Consider the following 22,075-nt stretch of genomic DNA (forward strand, 5'->3'; position numbering starts at 1 on the left):
GCCATCATGCCGTCGCTCCTGCGACCGCGCTGCGCCGCACGCCGATCATCCACGGCGCGACCCGCACCAGCACCGCGCGGATCGGCACGCTGGCCAGCACCGCCAGCACGCTCACCGACACCGCCCAGGCCGGTCCCCAGGCATCGCCGCGGACCAGGCCGGTGCGGGCGGCGACGCCGGCCATCACCGAGAACAACAAGGTGTGCGTGCACAGGATCAGCAAGGTATTGCGTCCGATCCACTGCAGCCAGGCCCAGCGCTGCACCAGGCCGGCGATGCACAAGGCCATGGCGCTGCCGAGCAGGCTGGCGGCGAGGAAGCCCAGCGGCGAATCGCCGAACTTGAGCAGGTTCACGTCCACGCGGCCGTTGTGCCAGGCGATCGCGAACCAGGCCGCGCCCAGCAGCACCGCCGCCAGCGCATTGCCGGCCGGCCGTGCCGGCCACCAGTGCGCGCGCGTCGCGGCGAGTGCGCCGATCGCGAAGAAGCACAGCGCCACCGGCAGCACGTCCAGGGAGAACGGCAGGCGCATGTCCTGCCCCGGGAACCAGCAGGCCCAGCCCCAGGCCAGCGGCAGCGACAGCCCGGCCAGGGCCTGCACCGACAGCGTCCGCCGCAGCGCCAGATACGCCAGCGTGGTCACGAACAGCGCCGGCAGGAACCACAGCGCCGGCATCACGTAGAGTTTGGGGCCGATGCCGCTGACCAGGCCCAGCAGCGGCTCCCACCAGGGCCGGTCGCCCCACAGCTGCGCCTTGCTGCCGATATGCCGGGTCAGCGTCCAGTACGCGTAGGCGACGAAGAAGAACGCCAGATACGGCAGCAACAGGCTGCGCGCCAGCTTGCCGACCGTGGCCAGAGTCAGTGGGCGATTGCCGAAGGCCTCGCCGACCCAACCCGACAACAGGAAGAACATCGGCACGTGGAAGCTGTAGGCCAGGATCACGTAGGCGTGCGGAATGCCCTTGGCATGGCCGAACACCACCAGCAGGATCGCAATCGCCTTGGCCGCGTCGATGCGCATGTCGCGCGGCACGCTCGCGCGTGCGCTGCGCGCCTGCGCCGGCACGGACGTGGAAACGGCCGTGGCGGGCGCGCTCATGCCGGCACCGCCGGAATCCGCGGGACCGGTGCCGGCCGCGGCGGCACCGGGGACGCATCGCGCAACTGCGGCGTCATCTGCCACAGGCAGCCGCACACGAACCACCACAGCGCCGCGGTCTTGATCGAGAAGTAGCCGTTGGAGACCAGCAAGCTCAGCGAGAACGCGAAGATCAGCAGGTTCTTGAACAACTGCCCTTCGATGGTGCGCATCAGCATCGCGAACGAATAGGCCAGCAGGAACGCCAGCACCAGCAGCACCGACTGCGAGGAGATGAAGTAGGCGATGCCGCTGTCGAAGTAGCGGTACGGCTGGTCCACGTCCAGCCCCATCCACGCATCGGCGCTCATCCTGCGGATCGAATCGACGGTGAAGAACACCCGTCCCAGCGTGGTGTCCTCATAGCTCTGGATGCCCGAGGCCCACACCAGCAGCCATGCACCGCCCATCACCGCGAAGAAGATCAGGAAGCCCAGGCGCTGATCCATGCGCAGCAGCAACGGACTCAGCAGCGCCATCATCACGCAGGTGCCGGCGGCCAGGCGTCCGTCCGAGGCCACGATCAGGAAGCCGATCATCGCCACCGAGGCGACGACCGCGAACGGCCGCATCCAGCGCCAGAAGGTCAGGAGGATGGCGGTGAAGAAGATGATGAAGTTGCCCATCGTCACCGGCTCGATGAACACCGAGGAGGCGCGCGGCAGGTTCGACGAGGGCAAGAAGTTGCGCGCACCCGGCCGCGTCGCGCTGACGAACAGGTTGCTGTCCTGGTTCCAGAAGCTCGACGCGCTGGCGCCGCGTGCATTGACGAAATAGCTCTTGGGATTGACCACGTCGCCGTAGACCTTGGGCAGCGCCAGTTCGAACACCGCCACCAGCGACACCAGCAGCGCCATGCGCACGAACATGCGCGGCAGCGAGCCGGTATAGGCGGCGCCGAGCAGCAGGAAGGCGAACGGGATCAGCGCATCGCGGAAGAATTTCGGATCCAGCGACCACGCCAGGAACAGGCGCACCAGCATCAGCAGCGCCAACAGCGCGATGCCGGTGAACACCATCGCCAGGCGCTTGCGATCCAGCGCGCGCAGGCCGAGCAGGAAGCAGGCGGCATAGACCGCCAGCTCCACCGCATAGGTCATCGCCGGGCTGACCCGGAACACCTTGGCGTTGATCACCGCCAGCACGAAGTTGTAGCCGATGGCGAACAGCAACACCAGCTCGATCAGCAGGTTGCGGCGCTGCTCGCGCAGCGGCATGTCCGGTGCGCTCAGCATGCGCAGCTCCCTGCGGCGGCGATGCATCGCGCGCCAACGCGGCAGTGCGCCGCCGCCAGGCGCGGCACACGGGTGCCGCGCGCGACGTCATTCGGCGCAAGCGGGACAGAAACGACAGCGACGCGGCGGCGACGCCGGCGCTGCTCACGGTCGGCGGGAAGAAGACGCATCGGGCGCATCAGTAGGCGGTCTTCTGCCCGAGCACCTTGAACGCGGTCAGCACGATGATCCGCGTGTCCAGCCACAACGACCAACGGCGGATGTAGTCGAGGTCGTACTGGATGCGCTTCTTCATCGTGCGCAGCTCCGGCGTCTCGCCGCGGAAGCCGTTGACCTGCGCCCAGCCGGTGATGCCCGGCTTCACGTAGTGCCGCTGCATGTAGTGGTGGATCAGCTTTTCGTAGTGGGTGTTGTGCTGCGCCGCATGCGGACGCGGCCCCACCACCGACATGCTGCCGCCCAGGACGTTGAACAGTTGCGGCAGCTCGTCCAGGCTGGTCCGGCGCAGGAACGCACCGAAGCGGGTCACCCGGCTGTCGCCGCGCGTGGCCTGCACCACCACCTCGCTGGGCTCCTGCTGCACGCGCATGGAGCGGAACTTGTACATGTAGAACTCGCGCCCGCCCAGGCCGTGGCGGCGCTGGCGGAAGAACACCGGGCCCGGCGAACTCAGCTTCACACCCACCGCGATCGCCAGCATCAGCGGCCACAGCACGGCCAGCGCGGCCAGGGCCACCAGCTTGTCCTGCAGCGCCTTGGCGACCACGAAGTAGGTGTTGCGGTCCACGCCGCCCTGGCGCAGGTTGATCACCGGCACATTGCCGATCTGGTCGCCGGACTGGTTGAGCATGCCGAAGTCGAACAGGTCGGGGATCAGCCGGACCTGGATCGGATAGCGGTCCATGCGCTGCAGCAGTTGTTTGATGTGGTCGCGTTCGCCCAGCGGCAGCGAGATCCACACCTGCTCGACCTGGTGGTCGTCGAGGTAGTCGATCAGCGCGTCCGCGGTGCCTTCGCCCAGGCACTGCAGCTTCTGCGGATGGTCGGCCACCGACAGGTCGTAGTCGCTGCTGAAGTAGCCCATCACCTGCATGCCGACCCAGGGATTGCGGCTCAGGTAGTTGTGGATCTTCACCACCGGATGGCGCAGGCCGACCACCACCACCCGCTGCACGTCCACACCTTCGGAGCGCAGCCGGTTGAGCACGCCGCGCACCACCGTGCGCGAGAGCAGCAGCGTCGCCAGGCTGGTGACGAACCAGGTGCCGATCCACAGCCGCGAGACCTGCTGACCAAACTGCACCACGAAGGCGTGCACCGCGAACAGCGCGAACACGCCACCGCAGGCCAGGCTCAACACCATCATTTCGCGCAGCAGGCCGCGCCCGCGCCAACTGCGGTACAGCGGGAACAGCGCGAAGCAGATCACTGCGTACAGCAGGGTGGTGCCGATCGCCACCCGGTACGCCGGTTCCGGCATCCAGGTGCCGAACAGCAACCGATGGGTCAGCAAGGCGCCGCCGACCATGACGGTCAGGTCGGAGACGCGCAGCAGGATGTCTGCCGCGGCCGCGTACTTGGACAGCATGCGCGGCGAGGAGGTCGTATAGGTGGCGCTACTCAGGTCTGCCAAAAGCATGATCGGGATTCCTATCCAAACCCGGTCGATCGGCATGCGGGGGAACATGCGACGCCGCCGGGCCTCGATTTCGCCTGCCTATGGACCGCTGCGGCGCCTCCCTCGCCGACCCCAGGTCCACGGCAGCCCGTGACTACTTCAACAGAAGAACGTCTTCGTACAACCGCGCTGGAAAATAATGGAGCACCTCATTGCCTAGCTGAACCACGTATCACCTCACTGAAGACTGTGCGTCGAACCGATGCCGATGTGTGCGTTGCGGCACGCGCTCGCGCCATGCGCGGTGCGGCGCGCCATCGCGCTGCGACATCACGCCGAAGCCGCCGCCGCGGCTTCGGTCTCGCGGATGAAGTAGCGCACCAGCGCCACCGCCACCGCCAGGAACAAGCCGAACACGAAGGCCAGCGCCAGGCCGAGCAGCTTCTTCGGCGAACTCGGCTTGCCCGGCACATCGGCGCGGTCGACGATGGAAATGTTGTTGGTGCCCACGTTGCCGACCACGCCGATCTCCTTGTAGCGCTGCAGCAGCGCGTCGTAGAGCTGGCGGTTGGTATCGGCCTCGCGGCGCAGCATGGTGTAGCGGATGCTGCGGGTCTGCAGGTCCAGTTCGTCGTTCTTCAGTGCGGCGATGCGGTCGGCGAGCAGCGTCTCCTGCTGCCGCGCCGCTTCGTAGTCGTTCTTCAGCGCACCGCGGATGTTGGCGATCTCGTCGGCGATCTGCCGCTTGGTCTCGGCGATCTGGTTCTGCAGGCGCTGCATTTCCGGATAGCCGGGCTGGAACGTGGCCAGCTTCTGCTGGTAGTCGGCGGTCAGCTTGGCCTGTTCGGTACGCAGGCTCTGGATCAACGGGTTGCTGACCACCTGCGGCAGGCCCATGCCGTCGCCGATGCCGGCCTGGCGCCAGGCCGCCTCGGCCTTGATCCGCGCGTCCTGCGCCGCGGCCAGGCGCACATTCAGTTCGCTCATGTTCTGCGTCGGCAGCGACGGCTTGTCCTCGCCCATCGACACGATCTGTTCCTGGCTGGAATAGTCGACCGCGTTCTTCTCCGACTCCTCGACCTTGTCGCGCAGTTGCGCCAGGCGCTCGGACAGGTAGCGCGCCGCGAACGAGGACGCCTGCAGCCGGCGTTCCTGGGTCGAGGCGATGAACATCTTGGCGTAGGTGTTGGCCACGCGCGTGGCCAGCACGCGATCGGGCGAATCGAAATTGATCCGCACCAGGCGCGAGTCGCGGACCGGCTCGATGGTCAAGGCATCCAGCACCGGTCCAACCAGCGCATTCTCGGCCGCGGCGGCCCGCGCCTGCGGCGTCGGCGCACGCCCGTCGCCGTTGTCCTGCAGCTTCTCCAGGGCTTCGTCGACCAGCGGCTTGAACGCCGGCGCCTGGGTCAGCTTGGCCTCGCGGATCACCTGCCGCGCCAGCGAACGGCTGCCGAGCAGTTCGTACTGGGTCTGGTAGAAGTCGCGGTCCTGCGGCGACTCCACCGGCATCAGATTGGCGACGTTGGCGACGTTGAGCGATTCGCGCTCGATCTGCAGGACGCTGGTGGCGCGGTACTTGGGCGTCATCAGCAACATCACCAGCAGCGCCAGCAGCACCACGGCGGCGGTGATGCCGACGATCAGCCAACGCTGGCGGTACAGCGCATTCCAGTAATCCAGCAGGCCGATGTCGGCCGGGCTCAGCGGCGCGGCCACCGGGCGCGGACGCGACGCGGAGGTGGGAGGCAAGGTGGAGGCGCTCATCGGTAGGCCCTCCAGACCATCACGAACGGGGTCAGTTGCACCACGGTACGCAGCAACACCAGCGCATCGGAGCGGTACACCACCACGATGTCGCCGCCGTAGATCGCCGGATCGGGCGCCGCGCCCTTCTGGATATCGCGCAGATCGAAACGGGCCAGCATCTTCTGCCCGCCGACGGTACGGAACACCACCACGTTGCCGCGGCTGGCCACGTCGCTGACGCCCTTGCCCAGCGACAACGCCTGCTGCAGGGTCAGCGCGGAGCCCTGGATGGGATAGATGCCCGGCTCGCTGACCGCGCCGGTGACCGTGACCCGGTTGCCGGTGAACTCGTCCACCAGCACCGACACCTGCGGATTCTGCAGATAGCCGTTGCGGTAGCGGTCGGCGATCTCCTTCTGCAGGGCATTGACGCTGGAGCCGGCGGCCTTGACGTCGCCGATCAGCGGCAGCGAGATGCGGCCCTCGTTGTCGACCCGCACCTGGCGCTCCAGATCGTCGACCTGGAACACCTTGACCGTGAGCAGGTCGCCCGGGCCGAGCAGGTATTCCGGCTTGCCCATGGACGCGGCAAGCGGATCGCCCGGCGGCAGGTCCGAACGCATCGCCGGCCCGCTGTTGCATGCCGACAGCAGCGCCAGGCAGAAAAGGGCCAGCGCCCAATGGAAGGTCACGGAGAGTTTACCCATGCGCGATGCTGATGCCCTCTGTCGAATGGTTTTCGAAGCGCCGCACTCGTCCAGCCGGCCAGGGTTCCCTCCCGGCCGGAGAATGATCACGGTGTCAATTCCTGCCTGGGACGAACGGCCCTGGCCAACAGCGAAGCTTCGTGTTGCAACGCACTATGGCACAGGCATCTGCCGTCACCAAGGCGTTACCCGACATTTTTTTGACGCAGTAACAGCAAGGTTCAACTACATGTCCGGCGATTCAGCCTGGCAAGGGCCTGTGAACGTTCCATCGACGCGGTGTTAACGTGACCAATGTCAATGCATTGACGCTGCATTGCTCCCAGTTCTGACGGGGCTTTCCGTTCCGGCTGGGCGACGGCGCGACGCTGGAACGGCGCACTCCGGCGCTTTTTGTCTACGGCGACGTACTCGCCGCCCCTCGCGGCGTTACAGATCGCCACGTGTGGCGACCCCGACACGCAACCGGCATGCGCGCCTGGCGTCCAGCCGGGCGTCCAAACGCCGCATCCCGATCAGCTCTCCAGCCAGCCCCAGCCTTCCTCGCGACCAAAACAAAAAGGCCCATGTCATGGACATGGGCCTTCGAAAGATGGTCGGGGTAGCCGGATTCGAACCGACGACCACTAGTCCCCCAGACTAGTGCGCTACCAGGCTGCGCTATACCCCGATGTGTTGCGTCTCCGCCGTCATGGCGGACCCACCTTGCGGCGAGCTGGCGATTATAGCGGGTTTGCGGCGGCCATTCCTAGCGTCAGCGAGCGCCGCGCCGCCTCACCGCCGCAGCAACTGCAGGACTTCTTCCAGCTCCTGCCGCACCTGCTTGATGATCTGGTTGCTCAGCGCCGATTCCTGGCGGGCACCCTCGCCTTCCAGGCGCAGCCGCGCGCCGCCGATGGTGTAGCCCTGTTCGTACAGCAGGCTGCGGATCTGCCGCACCATCAGCACGTCGTGGCGCTGGTAGTAGCGTCGGTTGCCGCGCCGCTTGACCGGTTCCAGGCTGGGGAATTCGGTTTCCCAGTAGCGCAGCACGTGCGGCTTGACGTCGCACAGCTCGCTGACCTCACCGATGGTGAAGTAGCGCTTGGCCGGAATCGGCGGAAGTTCGCGGTTACTGCCCGGGTCCAGCATAAGCCTCCACTCGCTCCTTGAGCTTCTGTCCAGGACGGAAGGTCACCACCGTCCGCGCCGAAATCGGGATCTCTTCGCCGGTCTTGGGATTGCGGCCGGGCCGTTGGTTCTTGCGGCGCAGGTCGAAGTTGCCGAAACCGGACAACTTCACCTGCCGCCCCTGCTCGAGCGCATCGCGCAGCACGTCGAAGAACGCATCGACGAATTCCTTGGCCTCGCGCTTGTTCAGCCCGACTTCGTCGAACAACCGCTCGGCCATTTCCGCTTTGGTCAACGCCATTGCCCTGCTATCCCCTGTACGTCTCAACCACGCATCCGCGCGTCGTGTTCGCGCGCCAGCGCGGCCACGGCATCGGCGACCACCGCCTCCACGTCGCGGTCTGTCAGAGTGCGCGTGTTGTCCTGCAAAATCAAGCCCATAGCGAGACTCTTGCAACCAGCCTCGACCCCCGCGCCGACGTAGCGGTCGAACAGCACCACCTCGCGCAGCAAGGGCCCCACCGCCGCACGCACGCTGCGCGCCAGCGCCGCCCAGCTCACCGCGTCCGGCACCACGAAGGCCAGATCGCGACGCACCGACGGGAACCGCGACAACTCGGCGGCGCGCGGCAGGGCGCGCGCGGCCAGCGGCGCCAGGTCCAGCTCGAACGCCAGCACGTCCACGTCGATCTGCATCGCCTGCAGCAGCCGCGGATGCAACTGGCCGATCCAGCCGATCCGGGTCTCGTCGCGATAGACGTCGGCCGAACGGGTCGGATGCGCGAACGGATGCGTCGACGCACGGTAGTCCAGGCGCGCGCCAGAGGCCGCGGCCAATGCATCCAGGTCGCCCTTGAGGTCGTGGAAATCCACCTTGCGTGCCGGCAGGCCCCACTGCAGGGCGTCGGCATCGCCGCACACGGCCGCCGCCACGCGCTGGGTCTCGGTCGGCGCCGTGCCGGCCTCCGACGCCGCGGCGAACACCTTGCCCAGCTCGAACAGGCGCACGCGCCCGGCCTGGCGCGCGACGTTGCGGCCCAGCGCAGCGACCAGCCCCGGCAACAGCGACGGGCGCATCACCGCCAGTTCGGCGCTGAGCGGATTGGCCAGGGCGACGCGCCCGTCGTGCAGGCCCCACTGGTCCAGCAGCGCGGCATCGACAAAGGCGTAGTTGATGGTTTCGAGCAGATCGCGCGCCAGCAACTGGCGGCGCACGCTGCGCTCGTCCAGTTGGATCTCGCTGTCCATGGCGATACGCGTGGCGCCGCCGGGCAAGGTGGTCGGCAGGCGGTCGTAGCCGTGGATGCGCGCCAGTTCCTCGATCAGGTCCTCTTCCAGGGCGATGTCGAAGCGACGGCTCGGCGCGGTGACCTGCCAGCCATCGGCCGAAGCGGCCACGTCCATGCCCAGCGCGCGCAGGATACGCTCCACGTCGGCATCGGCGATCTCGATGCCGAGCACGCGCAGGATGCGCGCGCGGCGCAGCGCGATCGGCGCCGGCGTCGGCAGGAACTCCGGCAACTCGGCCTCGACCACCGGGCCGGCACGTCCGCCGGCCAGCTCCAGCACCAACCGCGTGGCCAACTCCAGCGCCTGCCGCGGCAATGCCGGGTCCACGCCGCGCTCGAAACGGTGACCGGCATCGGTGTGCAGGCCGAGCTTGCGGCCGCGGCCCATGATCGCCGCCGGGGCGAAATGCGCGGCCTCCAGGAACACGTGCCGGGTGGTCTCGGTGACACGGGTGGCCTGGCCGCCCATCAACCCGGCCAGCGCCACCGGCCGATCGGCATCGGTGACCAGCAGGAACCCCGGATCCAGCGCGGCCTCGCGGCCATCGAGCAGGGTCAGGGTCTCGCCGGTGCGCGCGTGGCGCACACCGACCGGGCCCTGCAACGTGTCCAGGTCGAACGCATGCATCGGCTGGCCCAGTTCCAGCATCACGTACTGGGTGATGTCCACCAGCAGCGACACCGGGCGCACGCCGCTGCGGCGCAGGCGCTCGGCCATCCACAGCGGCGTCTTCGCCGCCGGATCCAGGTCCTCGACCACGCGGCCGCAGTAGCGCGGCGCGTCGGCGCCCGCCGCCAGCGCGACCGGCAGCGTGCGCGCGCTGCTCACCGCGGCCGGCGCCACCACCAGCGGCAGCACGTCGCTGCCGCAGGCCGCGGCCACGTCGTAGGCGATGCCGCGCACGCCGAAGCAGTCGGCGCGATTGGGGGTGAGCTTGATCTCGATGCTGGCGTCGGGCAGGCCCAGATACTCGGTCAGCGCCTGGCCGATCGGCGCATCGTCGGGCAGTTCGAACAGGCCCGACGCGTCGCTGTCCAGGCCCAGCTCCTTGGCCGAGCAGAGCATGCCGTTGGATTCGACCCCGCGCAGCTTGGCCGGCTTGATCGCGATGCCGCCGACCTGGGCGCCGACCAGCGCCAACGGCGCAACCAGTCCGGCGCGCGCATTGGGCGCGCCGCAGACGATCTGCAGCAGCTCGCCCTGCCCGGCATCGACCCGGCACACCTGCAGCCGGTCGGCCTCGGGATGCGGCGCGGCCTCGACGATCCGCGCCACCACCACCTGCTGCAGGCCGTCGCCGAGCGACACGACCTCCTCGACCTCCAGGCCGATCGCGGTCAGGGTGGCCACAAGCTGCTCGCGCGTGGCCTGGGTCGGAACGTGGCTACGCAGCCAGTTTTCGCTGAATTTCATTGGGGAGCCGGGATTGGGGATTCGGGAGTGGGGATTCGTAAGAGCGGGTCAAGCGAGATCCGGAAGCCGCGTGGACCCGCTTTCGCGAATCCCCACTCCCGAATCCCGAATCCCCGCCCTCAAGCGAACTGCCGCAGGAACCGCACGTCGTTCTCGAAGAAGGCGCGCAGGTCGTTGACGCCGTAGCGCAGCATCGCGAAGCGCTCCACGCCCATGCCGAAGGCGAAGCCGGTGTAGCGCTCCGGGTCGATGCCGACGTTGCGCAGCACGTTCGGGTGCACCATGCCGCAGCCGAGCACCTCCAGCCAGCGGGTGCTGCCGTCGGGCTGCTGCCAGGCGATGTCGACCTCGGCGCCGGGTTCGACGAAGGGGAAGTAGCTGGGACGGAAGCGCATCTGGAAATCGCGCTCGAAGAACGCGCGCACGAACTCGGCCAGGGTGCCCTTGAGGTCGGCGAAGGTCGCGTGCTCGTCGACCAGCAGGCCTTCGACCTGGTGGAACATCGGCGAGTGGGTCTGGTCGCTGTCGCTGCGGTAGACCTTGCCGGCGGCGATCATGCGCAGCGGCGGCGCATGCTCACCCATGTAGCGCACCTGCACGCCCGAGGTATGGGTGCGCAGCAGGCGGCCATCGCCGAAATAGAAGGTATCGTGCATCGCCCGCGCCGGGTGGTGCGGCGGGAAGTTCAGCGCCTCGAAGTTGTGCCAGTCGTCCTCGATCTCGGGGCCGTCGGACAGTTCGTAGCCCAGCCGCGCGAAGATCTCGGTGATGCGCTCCAGGGTGCGGGTGACCGGATGCAGCCCGCCGCGTTCGCCGCGCCGGCCCGGCAGGGTCACGTCGATGCGCTCGGCGGCCAGGCGTGCGTCCAGGGCCGCGGTTTCCAGCAGCGCGCGGCGCTCGGCCAGCGCGGCGGATACCGTGTCGCGCGCGCGATTGATCGCCTCGCCGGCCAGCTTGCGCTGCTCCGGCGCCAGCGCGCCGAGCTGCTTGAGCTGTGCGGTGATGCTGCCGCTCTTGCCGAGCAGCGCGACCCGCAGTTGCTCCAGCGCCTCCGGACTCTGCGCCGCGGCGATGTCCGCCAGCGCCTGCCCGCTCAGGGAATCGATCTCACTCATTGCACTCGCGCCTCACTGCTCCGGCCGAACCCGTGGCCACCGTGTCCCGCCGATGCGGAACCTCCCTACCCGGCAGGCGCCCCGTCGCCGGGACGCCCAAAAACGCAAAAGGGGAAGGACTTGCGCCCTTCCCCTGCATGACTGCGATTGCTCCCGCCGAACACCCGCACATGGATGTGCGGGTTTCTGCGGGGACTCGCACTTATGCCGCCAGCGCGCCCTTCGCCTTCTCCGCCAGGGCGGCAAAGCCCTGCGCGTCGTGCACGGCGATGTCCGCCAGCACCTTGCGGTCGAGGGTGATGCCAGCCTTGAGCAGGCCGTTCATGAAACGGCTGTAGCTCATGCCGTTGATGCGGGCCGCCGCATTGATGCGGGTGATCCACAGCGAACGGAAATTGCGCTTCTTCTGCTTGCGGCCGATGTAGGCGTACTGCTGCGCCTTGATCACCGCCTGCTTGGCAACGCGGAAGACCTTGCGACGGGCGTTGTAATAGCCCTTGGCGAGGTTCAGAACTTTCTTGTGACGACGGCGCGCCTGGACGCCACGCTTGACTCGAGCCATGGTTCAGTCCTCAGAGGTAGGGAAGCATACGGTCAAGACGGCCTGCGTCCTCGGCACGGACGTGGTTCGTCTGCCGCAGGTTGCGCTTCCGCTTGGTCGCTTTCTTGGTGAGGATGTGGCTACGGTTGGCGTGGCCGGCCTTGTACTTGCCGGAGGCGGTCTTGCGGAAACGCTTGGCCGCCGCCCGGTTGGTCTTGATCTTGGGCATTGCAATGTCCTTGATGGTGTTTTGTCACTGGTCAGGGCGGTGGCTGCGCCACACTTTCCGTCCGTGCCCTTACCTGCTTGTAAGCCCTTGATCCACTGAGGATCCGGGCGGGTCCTATTGCCGCGCGAGCGGCAAACCCGATGAACTGGGCCGCGCATTATGCCAGGGCTTGGAATGCCTTGCAAATCATGCAGTTTGGGTGGCGCGCACTGGCGCGCCGCGATTCGGGAATGGAGCATCGGAAACGGCGCGCACGACGCAACCACGCAGCCTGCGTCGGGGCAAAAACGCCGGGATTACGATGCCAGTGGGCGCCGTGGGCGCCCGGTTGGTCGCGCGCCCGCGTTGGGCGGGGCGCGATCCTGGCCTGCGTCAGCGCTTCTTCGGCGCGATCATCATCACCATCTGCCGGCCTTCCAGGCGCGGACGCGATTCGATGACGATGTCTTCGCCCAGATCGGCCTCGATCCGCGCGGCCATTTCGCGGCCGAGCTCCTGATGGCTCATCTCGCGACCGCGGAAGCGGATGTTGACCTTGACCTTGTCGCCTTCCTCGATGAAGCGGCGCATGTTGCGCAGCTTGATCTGGTAATCGCCTTCGTCCGTGACCGGACGGAACTTGATTTCCTTGATCTCGACCTGCTTGGTCTTCTTCTTGGCTTCGTTGGCCTTTTTCTGCTGCTCGAACTTGAACTTGCCGAAGTCCATGATCTTGCAGACCGGCGGATCGGCCTGCGGCTGGATCTCGACCAAGTCGAGTCCGTCCTCTTCGGCCAGCGCCAGCGCTTCGTCGCGGGTCAACACGCCGACCATCTCGCCGTCCGCGCCGATCACGCGCACGCGCGGCACGCGGATCTCTTGGTTCTTGCGGTTCTGTTTGTTGTCAGGGGTACTGATGTTGCAATCTCCCAGGGGAATCGGACTGGTGCGGACGGAGGCTCCGTCCGCGCCAGGGTGGTGTCACGCCAACTGCTCGGCGCGCAGCCGTTCGGCGAAGGCGGCGACCGACATGGTGCCCAGATCCTCCCCCGATCGCGTACGGACCGCAATCGCGCCGTTTTCCGTCTCGCGGCCACCTGCGACCAACAGGTACGGCACCCGCTGCAGCGTGTGTTCGCGAATCTTATAACCGATTTTTTCGTTCCGCAAATCGGCCTCGATGCGGAAGCCTTGATTTGCAAGGAGTTTCCGCACGTTGTCTACATAGTCTGCCTGCGCGTCGGTGATGTTCATGACCACGGCCTGCACCGGCGCCAGCCAGGCCGGGAACATGCCGGCATGGTGCTCGATCAGGATGCCGATGAACCGCTCCATCGAGCCGACGATGGCCCGGTGCAGCATGACCGGATGTTTCTTCTGGCTATGCTCGTCCACGTACTCGGCGCCGAGGCGGCCGGGCATCATGAAATCCACCTGCATGGTGCCGAGTTGCCAGGTGCGGCCGATCGCGTCCTTGAGGTGGTACTCGATCTTCGGGCCGTAGAAGGCGCCCTCGCCCGGCAGTTCCTGCCACTCCACCCCGCAGGCGCCGAGCGCGGCGCGCAGCGCGGCCTCGGCCTTGTCCCAGGTGGCGTCGTCGCCGAGGCGCTTTTCCGGGCGCAAGGCGATCTTGATCTGGATGTCGTCGAAGCCGAAGTCGCCGTACACCTTCAACGCCTGCTGGTGGAAGGCGGTGACCTCGGCCTCGATCTGCTGCTCGGTACAGAAGATGTGGCCGTCGTCCTGGGTGAAACCGCGCACGCGCAGGATGCCGTGCAGCGCGCCGGACGGCTCGTTGCGATGGCAGGCGCCGAACTCGCCGTAGCGGATCGGCAGGTCGCGGTAGCTGTGCAGGCCCTGGTTGAACACCTGCACGTGGCCCGGGCAGTTCATCGGCTTGACCGCGTAGGTGCGCTTCTCCGATTCGGTGAAGAACATGTTGTCCTGGTAGTTGTCCCAGTGGCCGGACTTCTGCCACAGCGACACGTCCAGGATCTGCGGGCAACGCACCTCGCCGTAGCCGCTGTCGCGGTAGACCTTGCGCATGTACTGCTCGACCACCTGCCAGATCGACCAGCCCTTCGGGTGCCAGAACACCAGGCCCGGGCCCTCTTCCTGCAGGTGGAACAGGTCCTGCTGCTTGCCGATCTTGCGGTGGTCGCGCTTGTCGGCTTCCTCCACGCGCAGGATGTAGGCCTCGAGTTGCTTCTTGTCGGCCCAGGCGGTGCCGTAGATGCGCTGCAGCTGCTCGTTCTTGGCGTCGCCGCGCCAGTAGGCGCCGGAGATGCGGGTCAGCTTGAAGGCTTTGAGGAAGCGCGTGTTCGGCACGTGCGGACCGCGGCACATGTCCACGTATTCCTGGTGGTAGTACAGGCCCATCGCGGTGACGTCGTCGGGCATGTCCTCGATCAGGCGCAGCTTGTAGTCCTCGCCGCGCTGCTTGAACAGCTCGATCACCTCGGCGCGCGGAGTGACCTTCTTGATCACGTCGTAGTCCTGCGCGATCAGTTCCTGCATGCGCTTCTCGATCGCCGCCATGTCCTCGGGGGTGAACGGGCGCTCGCTGTAGATGTCGTAGTAGAAGCCCTCGGCGATGACCGGGCCGATCACCATCTTGACCTCGGGATACAGCTGCTTGACCGCGTGGCCGACCAGGTGCGCGCAGGAGTGGCGGATGATCTCCACGCCCTCGGCGTCCTTGGCGGTGATCAGGCGCAGGCTGGCGTCATGGTCGATGAGGTCGCAGGCGTCGACCAGGCGGCCGTCGACCTGACCGGCGATGGTGGCCTTGGCCAGGCCGGGGCCGATGGACTGGGCCACGTCCATGGGGCTGACGGGATGTTCGAATTCGCGGCGGCTGCCGTCGGGGAGCGTAATCGTGATCATGGGAGTCGGCGAAAAGGGAAACGGGGGGACGGCGTCCACGCCATCGTGGTGGCAGTCGAGGCAGGGCGCGGGACAGAAAGAAGGCGCCACAAGGGCGCCTGCTCGGACAGCCTTGGGCGGGAACTCAAGCGAGGGCGGTGGTAGTGCTCATGTCGCACGCTCGGCCGGCGTCGCCGCGGGCCACCCAGGTCCGGATCAGGTGATTGGGACGATGGTAAACCACTCTTTTTCAAAACGATACCTTTTGGCAACTGCCTGAGGCCCGCGAAGAGAGGACGCCACCACCCTTCTCGCTGCAGCGCAGCAAGAGCTGCAGCAGGCGCCATGGCATGCTTCGACCACGTTTTCTCCGCAACGGACGCGCCATCATCAAAGGCAAGGCCACATCGCTGGACATCGCCTACCTGGCAGGCGTATCGCAACCCACGGTCTCGCGCGCGTTGCGCGGCAGCCCGGCGGTCAATGAGCAGACTCGGCGCAAGATCCTGGCGATCGCGCGCGAGCTGAACTACAAGGTCGACAAGCACGCCTCCAGCCTGCGCCTGCGCAATGCCGGCACCCTGGCGCTGCTGTTCTTCGAAGATCCGACCACCGACGACTCGCTGATCAACCCGTTCTTCCACTCGATGCTGGGCTCGATCACCCGCGCCTGCGCCCGCCATGGCTACGACCTGCTGGTGTCGTTCCAGCAGTTGTCGGACAACTGGCGCGCCGACTACGGCGACAGCCAGAAGGCCGATGGCCTGATCCTGCTCGGCTACGGCGACTACCTGCAGGCGCAGCAACGGCTGCAGCACCTGGTCGACCAGGGCACCCATTTCGTACGCTGGGGCGCAGTGCTGCCCGGGCAGCCCGGGGTGTCGATCGGCAGCGACAACTTCCAGGGCGGGCACGACATCACCGCACACCTGCTGGCGCAGGGCCGCCGCCGCGTCGCCTTCCTCGGCGACGCCTCCAACCATTACCCCGAGTTCCTGGAGCGCTACCGCGGCCATCTGCAGGCGCTGCACGCGGCCGGCGCCGAGGCCACGCCGGCACTGCAGGTCGATGCGATCACTACCGAGCAGTCCGGCTACGAGGCCGCCCTGGCCCTGCTGGGGCGCGGCGAGCGCTTCGATGCGCTGTTCGCCGCCAGCGACCTGATCGCGATCGGCGCGCTGAAAGCCTTGCGCGAGCACGGCCTGCGCGTGCCCGAGGACGTGGCCCTGGCCGGCTTCGACGACATTCCTGTCGCCGCCAGCGTCGATCCGGCGCTGTCGACGGTGCAGCAGGACACCAAGCTGGCCGGTGCGGTGCTGGTGGACACCTTGCTGGCGCAGATCGCCGGGCAGCCAGTGAGCAGCCGCACCCTGCCGGTGACGCTGGCGCTGCGCGGTTCTTCGCTGCGCAGTTGACATTGCCGGCCTGCGTCACGGCAGCGCATCGGCCTGTCAGCTGCCTGAAAGGGCCGGAACCCGACGCGAGGCGCCCACGCCGGGTCCTGCAGGCAGGCGCGACGACGCAACGCCTGCCACGTCGCGCTCAGGGCGTCGGCGCAACCCCGTCCTTGGCCGCCATCAGCCAGCGCAGCCGCGCGCGCAGGTCCGGGCGCACGATCAGCGCATCGGACAGGAACACGCGCACGCCGTGTGCCGGCACCTCGGCGCGCAGCGCATCCGTTACCTCGATAGCGCTGCCATCGAAGCCGTCGTGCCAGGCGCCGGGCTGCAGGTAGCGGCGCACCTCCATCGTCCGTGGCGCATCGCTCTTGTTCAGCAGCACCAGTGCGGTCTGGATGCTGCCCGCGTGCTGGAACACCCGGTAGAACACCGCCTCGTCGCCGGATAACTGCAGGTTGAGCTGCAGGCCGCGCTGCAGCGCGGGGCTGCGCTGGCGCAGCGTGGCGATGCGCCGCAACGGCGCGAAGATCGGGCTGGATGGCGCGGCGTTCACCCGCGCCTGACCGAAGTAGTTGCGGTTGCCGGCGTGCTCGGCGCGGCCGCGCATGAAGCCGGTTTCCGAGCCGTAGTAGATCACCGGGATGCCGCGCGCGGTGAACAGCCAGTTGTGCGCGTCGATGAAGCCGGCGTCGCTGGCATCCAGCCGCGCCATGTCGTGGTTGTCGTAAAAGGTCATCAACTCGTACGGATTGGCGTACGGGCCACGCTCCAGATACAGCGCCGGCTGCAGCGTCTCGTAGCCGTGCCGGGCGTGGCCGAACGTCGCCGCCAGTGCCTGCTTGAGCGGGAAATCCAGCACGCTGACGCCCGCATTACTGGCCCAGGTGTGGCCGGCGATCTTGTGCGCGTTGTAGTCGAAGTCCTCGCCGAACATGAACATGCCCGGGCGCTGCGCGCGGATGCGGCGCACGAACTCGTGCCAGAAGCTGTCCGGCATCCAGCCGATGGTGTCGATGCGGAACGCGTCGGCGCCCTGCCCCAGCCACTGCGAGTAAGCGCCGACCAGATACTCCATCACCGCCGGATTGCGCTCGTTGAAATCGGACAACTGCGCCAGGTTGCCGCCGGTGTTGTAGAACGCGTGCAGCGGGTTGTGCGCCGGGTCCAGCTTGGACGGCGGCAGGTTCTGGTGGTCGGCGATGAGTTTGCCGTCGCGGTCGAACACCTGGCCGAACATCGGCTGCCGCTTGGGCATGGTCCAGGCCGGCGAGCCGTGATTGCCGACGATGTCCAGCACCACCTTCAGTTGCTGCGCGTGCATGGCCTGGGTAAAGCCGGCGAAATCCAGCCCCGGGCTCGGCAGATGCTCGTCGAGCTTGTAGAAGTTCACACCCCAGTAGCCGTGGTAGCCGGTCTTGCCGCGGTCGCTCAGCGAGCTGCCCCAGGTGATCGGCTTGCCGCCGGTGAAGGCCTCGTCCGGGTTGTCGACGATGGGGGTGATCCACACCGCGCCGAAGCCCAGGTCGCGGATGTAGCCGGCGTTGTCGACCACGCCCTTGAAGTCGCCGCCGAGGTAGCCGATGTTGTCGCTCTCGCCCGGCGGCGCCGGGATCGGGATGTCGAAGGTGCGGTGCGCGCCGCCCTGGTCGCGATGATCGTTGCCCGGGTCGCCGTTGACGAAGCGGTCGGTGACCACGAAATACACCGCCTCGCTGGCGAACGGCTCCAGCGTGCCGTAGAACTCCTCCTGCGCCGGCGCCTGCGCCTGCGCCGACCCAGCGCAGGCACCCAGCAGGGCCAGCGCCAACAACGACATCCGATCGATCATGCGTTCGCTCCCGAATCCGACGGCACCCACAGCACGCACAGCGCCGCCACCAGCAGGCTGCCGCCGCCGATCGCCAACGCGTACAGCGGCCGGCCATCGAGCCAGTGCGTGAGCACGAAGCCCAGCACGCTGACCGCGACCAACTGCGGGATCACGATGAAGAAATTGAAGATGCCCATGTACACGCCCATCTTCGCCGCCGGCACGCTGTCCGACAGCAGCGCATACGGCAGCGACAGGATCGAGGCCCAGGCGAAGCCGACCCCGACCATCGACAGCAGCAGCCACTGCGGGTCGCGGATCCACAGGAACGACAGCAGGCCGGCCGCGCCCAGGCACAGGTTGAGCAGGTGGCTCACGCGCAGCCCGCAGGCACGCACCAGCAGCGGGATCGCGATCGCCGCCAGGGCGGCGAAGCCGTTGTAGGCGGCGAACAGCACACCGACCCAGTTTGCCCCCTCGTTGTACGCGGCCGAGGTCGCATCGTGGGTGCCGTAGTGGGTCTGGGTGACCGCGGCGGTGGTGTAGATCCACATCGCGAACAGCGCGAACCACGAGAAGAACTGCACCCAGGCCAGCCGCCGCATCGCCTGCGGCATGGTCTGCAGGTCGCAGACGATCGCGGCCAGCATGTGCCCGCGGCGCAGGCGCGGCGCCACGCCCTGCAGCACGCCGTAGCCGAGGCACAGCCCGGCCAGCACGTACAGCATGCGGTCGCCGCCACTGAAGGCGATCGCCGCCGCCCCGGCGATGCCCGCGGCGCACCACAGCGTCGCGGCGACATCGGCGTAGCGCGGCTGCGTCGCCGTGGCGGCCGGCGTGGCGTCGTCGAAACCGTGCAGATCCTCGGGCGGATATTCGCGGGTGCGCAGTACGGTCCAGCCGATCGACAGGAACAGCACCGCGCCGCCGAGATAGAACGCGTAGCGCACCGTCGCCGGCACCTCACCAGGGGCCGCGGTGTTGCTCACCCCCCAGTGCGCCAGCAGCCACGGCAGCATGCTCGCCACCACCGCACCGACGCCGATGAAGAAGCTCTGCATGGCGTAGCCGCTGGCGCGCTGGCGCGCCGGCAACTGGTCGCCGACGAAGGCGCGGAACGGCTCCATCGAGATGTTGATCGAGGCGTCCAGCACCCACAGCGTCCCGGCCGCCACCCACAGCGCCGGCGAGTTCGGCATCACCAGCAACGCCAGCGTGGTGAGCAGCGCACCGACCATGAAATACGGCCGGCGCCGCCCGAAACGGTTCCAGGTGCGGTCGGACAGGTAGCCAACGATGGGCTGCACGATCAGGCCGGTCAGCGGCGCGGCGATCCATAGCCCCGGCACCTGCTCCATGTCCGCGCCCAGGGTCTGGAAGATGCGGCTGGCATTGGCGTTCTGCAACGCGAAGCCGAATTGGATGCCCAGAAAACCGAAGCACATGTTCCAGATCTGCCAGAACGACAGCGCCGGCTTGGCGCGCGGCACGGCGCTCATGGGCGCTCCTCGATCGGGCCGGCCGGCGCGATCAGCAGCGCGGCGACGTCGGCGGCATTGACCACGCCATCGGCGCCACCCTGGCCGCCGGTGTAGCGCGCGAAGTGCTGCAGCGCGCTCATGTTCTGCGCCGGCAGCAAGCGCGCGACGCACCGTTGCCCGGCCTGCAGCGCGAACACCGCCGCCGTGGAGGCCTGCTCGCCGACGCTGTGCGGCATCACCAGCGGCTGCGACTGCGGCGACGCCGCTCCGCACTGCACCTGCAGGCGCTTGACCGCCGCGGTGACACCGGTGTTGATCGGGCCATGCGCATTGACGTAGCGCACGCTCAGCCGGTACGCGCCATCGTGCGGCACCGTCCAGACCCAGTCATCGGCACCCTCCATGCGCGCCGAGTCGCCGATGCAGACGGTAGGGCTATGCAACGACTCCCAACGCGCGCTCTGCCGGGTCAGGCTCAGGCATTGCACGCGCTCGGCCAGCGGCAACAGCGCGCCGTCGGCGCTGCCGGGTCGCGCCTGCCCATCGACGTACAGCACCGTGTCCGCGGCCGCCTGCACACGCCAGCCCTGCGCCTGGCGCCGCACCTGCGGTGCCGGCGGCGCCAGCGGCGCGAAGGCGTCCGCGGCCGTGAGCATTTGCAATGGCGCGCTGCCGCTGCGGCGCGCGACCAGGTCGACGGTGGTCACACCGTCCTGGGTGCGGGTCTCGCCGGCGACCAGCAGGTCGCCTTGCAGCTGCTGCGGCCTCCGCAGCACGATGCGTCGGTCCTTTAGCTGCAATGCGATCTCCTGGCGCTCGCCGAACAGCAGCGGCACCAGGCTGGTCGGCAGCTTGGGCAGCACGCGACCATCGTCCTCGAGGCCGAACACGCCCTCGATCACCATCGCCAGGTAGCCCGCCACCGACCACAGCTGCCGCGGCGAATTGACCACCGGGCCGCTGAGTGGACCGTCGTCGACATGCGCGGCCTGGCTCAGGAATTCGTAGTTCTCCATGTTCGAGCCGGCGAGCGCGGCGCCGCGCAGCAGCGAGCGCACTTCCAGATCGATGCGCGCGCTGTCGTCGGTATGCCGCGCCGCGCGCAGCGCATAGGCGCTGACGAACGGCCAGATCGCCCGATTGTGGTAGATCGGCACCTCGCGCTGCTGCGGCCACACCACCGGGCTGCCCGCCTCCACCGCGGGATAGCGGGCTAGCGCCTGGCGTGCGCGCTCGGCCGGCAGCACGTCGGCCAGCACCGCCAGCGACAGGCCCAGCAGATCGTAGCTTTCGTAGCGCACCGGATGCTCGGCCGTGCCGATGTAGCCGACGTAGGTGCCGCGGTCCTCGCGCCAGAAGCGCTGCGCGATCGCCTTTCGCAGCGCATCGGCCCAGCCGGCATAGCGCGCGGCCGCCTGCGTGTCGCCCTGCTCACGGGCCAGGCGCTCGCCCAGACGCAGCGCCTGATAGTGCAGCACGTTGGTCGACAGCGCGAAGGAACTGGCGATGAAGCCGACGTCCTCGCGAGTCCAGGCCGGATAGGTCTGCTCGCGCCAGTCCAGGAACGAGGTCTCGCCGCGGTACAGGCCGATGCGCGGGTCGAACGCGAACGCGCGGTCCTGCGCCAGCGTGGCGGTGAGCGCGGCACGGGTGTCGGCGGCGAAGCCCGGTTCGTCCAGCAAGTGACGCGCGGCCAGAAACCACACCACGCGGTCGCTGCTCACCGGCCAGCTGCCGCCGGAGCCGGTGTCCTGCGCCACGAACAGCCCCGGCAGCGCATCGGCGCCGCGCATCGGCGACAGCTTGAAGTGCAGCGAGCGCCGCGTGCGCTCGGGATCCAGCCGCGCCAGCGCCAGGTCGGCGGCATAGCTGACGTCGCGGGTCCACACGTAGGGCCAGCGCTCGCCGGTCTGGTAGCAATCGCACGGCAACGGTTTGCCGTGATCGAACGCCGGGTCACGGATCGCCTGGACCTGGTCGTCGCGCAGTTCCTGCTGCGCCAACGCGAACAGCGCATCGAACAACAGGCTGTCGGTCTCGCTGCGCAGCGGCTGCACCGACAGCGTGCGCGTGCCCTGCGCCGCGTGCAGCACAAAGCCGCCGTCGGCGGTGGCTTCGGCCTGCGCGGTCTGGCCGCGCCATTGCAATGACGTCTGTCCAGCAGACGCCGACGCCGCAGCACCCAAGGTGGCGGCCAAGCAGATCATCTTCAGCATCGAAGCGGCAGACCGGCTCGCACCGATCGACCTCCCTCCCTCTTTGCCTGCATGGTGGAAGCGCAGGCCGGCATGCCTGCGCTGCGGTCGCCGCCTCCGCATCGCGGGGCGCTGCGGACATGGTAGACGGGCAGCACCACGGCGCGTGTAGTTGCATACGTATTCATCGCCAAGGC

General features: G+C 67.9%; 17 protein-coding genes and 1 tRNA gene. 1 reads left to right on the forward strand and 17 read right to left on the reverse strand.

All coding sequences use genetic code 11. The features are described 5' to 3' along the window. Nucleotides 1-4 precede the first annotated feature (4 nt). The 14 genes from FHR66_RS10850 to thrS form a co-directional block, all read right to left on the reverse strand. A complete protein-coding gene (locus FHR66_RS10850) occupies nt 5-1,102 on the reverse strand; it encodes an acyltransferase family protein (protein ID WP_160967345.1) in 1,098 nt (365 codons plus the stop codon). Next, entirely contained in the window at nt 1,099-2,376 is a 1,278-nt protein-coding gene (locus FHR66_RS10855; RefSeq protein ID WP_160967343.1) for a polysaccharide biosynthesis protein GumE, read from the reverse strand. Before FHR66_RS10855 ends, FHR66_RS10850 begins: the two co-directional genes overlap by 4 nt. 178 nt (nt 2,377-2,554) lie before the next feature. Continuing rightward, nucleotides 2,555-4,015 carry an undecaprenyl-phosphate glucose phosphotransferase gene (locus FHR66_RS10860; protein WP_160967341.1) on the reverse strand — a complete coding sequence of 487 codons (1,461 nt, stop codon included), beginning with the start codon at nt 4,013-4,015 and terminating at the stop codon, nt 2,555-2,557. Between the two features lie 309 nt (nt 4,016-4,324). Further along, nucleotides 4,325-5,776, reverse strand: a complete 1,452-nt coding sequence (locus tag FHR66_RS10865; RefSeq protein WP_202394706.1) for a GumC family protein — start codon at nt 5,774-5,776, stop codon at nt 4,325-4,327. Then, a complete protein-coding gene (locus FHR66_RS10870; protein ID WP_048489932.1) occupies nt 5,758-6,450 on the reverse strand; it encodes a polysaccharide biosynthesis/export family protein in 693 nt (230 codons plus the stop codon). The genes FHR66_RS10865 and FHR66_RS10870 overlap by 19 nt, the downstream gene beginning before the upstream one ends. Before the next feature lie 593 nt (nt 6,451-7,043). Continuing rightward, a tRNA-Pro gene (locus tag FHR66_RS10875) sits at nt 7,044-7,120 on the reverse strand. A 104-nt stretch (nt 7,121-7,224) separates the two neighbouring features. Continuing rightward, the gene (locus FHR66_RS10880) at nt 7,225-7,581 is read right to left on the reverse strand and encodes a MerR family transcriptional regulator (protein ID WP_009597860.1); all 357 of its coding nucleotides are present in this window, start codon (nt 7,579-7,581) and stop codon (nt 7,225-7,227) included. Beyond that, complete coding sequence (locus tag FHR66_RS10885) at nt 7,562-7,861, reverse strand: integration host factor subunit alpha (RefSeq protein ID WP_003466661.1); 300 nt, start codon at nt 7,859-7,861, stop codon at nt 7,562-7,564. Before FHR66_RS10885 ends, FHR66_RS10880 begins: the two co-directional genes overlap by 20 nt. Nucleotides 7,862-7,884: 23 nt before the next feature. Further along, on the reverse strand, nt 7,885-10,263 hold the full coding sequence (gene pheT, locus FHR66_RS10890) for a phenylalanine--tRNA ligase subunit beta (RefSeq protein WP_160967337.1): 2,379 nt from the start codon (nt 10,261-10,263) through the stop codon (nt 7,885-7,887). A 119-nt stretch (nt 10,264-10,382) separates the two neighbouring features. Next, entirely contained in the window at nt 10,383-11,378 is a 996-nt protein-coding gene (gene pheS, locus FHR66_RS10895; protein WP_160967335.1) for a phenylalanine--tRNA ligase subunit alpha, read from the reverse strand. A 202-nt stretch (nt 11,379-11,580) separates the two neighbouring features. Then, nucleotides 11,581-11,940, reverse strand: a complete 360-nt coding sequence (gene rplT / locus FHR66_RS10900; RefSeq protein ID WP_010342859.1) for a 50S ribosomal protein L20 — start codon at nt 11,938-11,940, stop codon at nt 11,581-11,583. 10 nt (nt 11,941-11,950) lie between these two features. Continuing rightward, nucleotides 11,951-12,148, reverse strand: coding sequence for a 50S ribosomal protein L35 (gene rpmI, locus FHR66_RS10905; protein WP_010342861.1), 198 nt, complete (start codon nt 12,146-12,148; stop codon nt 11,951-11,953). A 372-nt stretch (nt 12,149-12,520) separates the two neighbouring features. After that, nucleotides 12,521-13,060, reverse strand: coding sequence for a translation initiation factor IF-3 (gene infC / locus FHR66_RS10910; RefSeq protein WP_081613216.1), 540 nt, complete (start codon nt 13,058-13,060; stop codon nt 12,521-12,523). 48 nt (nt 13,061-13,108) lie between these two features. Continuing rightward, entirely contained in the window at nt 13,109-15,013 is a 1,905-nt protein-coding gene (gene thrS, locus FHR66_RS10915; RefSeq protein ID WP_160967333.1) for a threonine--tRNA ligase, read from the reverse strand. A gap of 329 nt (nt 15,014-15,342) precedes the next feature. On the opposite strand from thrS, the gene FHR66_RS10920 reads away from it, so the two are divergent. Then, nucleotides 15,343-16,407 carry a LacI family DNA-binding transcriptional regulator gene (locus FHR66_RS10920; RefSeq protein WP_160967332.1) on the forward strand — a complete coding sequence of 355 codons (1,065 nt, stop codon included), beginning with the start codon at nt 15,343-15,345 and terminating at the stop codon, nt 16,405-16,407. Nucleotides 16,408-16,534: 127 nt separating this feature from the next. On the opposite strand, the gene FHR66_RS10925 is transcribed toward FHR66_RS10920, so the two are convergent. From FHR66_RS10925 to FHR66_RS10935, 3 genes are read right to left on the reverse strand one after another with little or no spacing between them, the layout of a single operon-like run. Then, entirely contained in the window at nt 16,535-18,208 is a 1,674-nt protein-coding gene (locus FHR66_RS10925) for an alpha-amylase family glycosyl hydrolase (RefSeq protein WP_202394703.1), read from the reverse strand. Nucleotides 18,209-18,216: 8 nt separating this feature from the next. Further along, on the reverse strand, nt 18,217-19,701 hold the full coding sequence (locus tag FHR66_RS10930) for an MFS transporter (protein ID WP_160967330.1): 1,485 nt from the start codon (nt 19,699-19,701) through the stop codon (nt 18,217-18,219). Further along, nucleotides 19,698-21,899 (reverse strand): alpha-L-rhamnosidase-related protein, encoded by a 2,202-nt coding sequence (locus FHR66_RS10935; protein ID WP_160967329.1) that lies wholly within the window; start codon nt 21,897-21,899, stop codon nt 19,698-19,700. The genes FHR66_RS10930 and FHR66_RS10935 overlap by 4 nt, the downstream gene beginning before the upstream one ends. Nucleotides 21,900-22,075 lie beyond the last annotated feature (176 nt).

The organism is Xanthomonas sp. F4 (genome assembly GCF_011761895.1).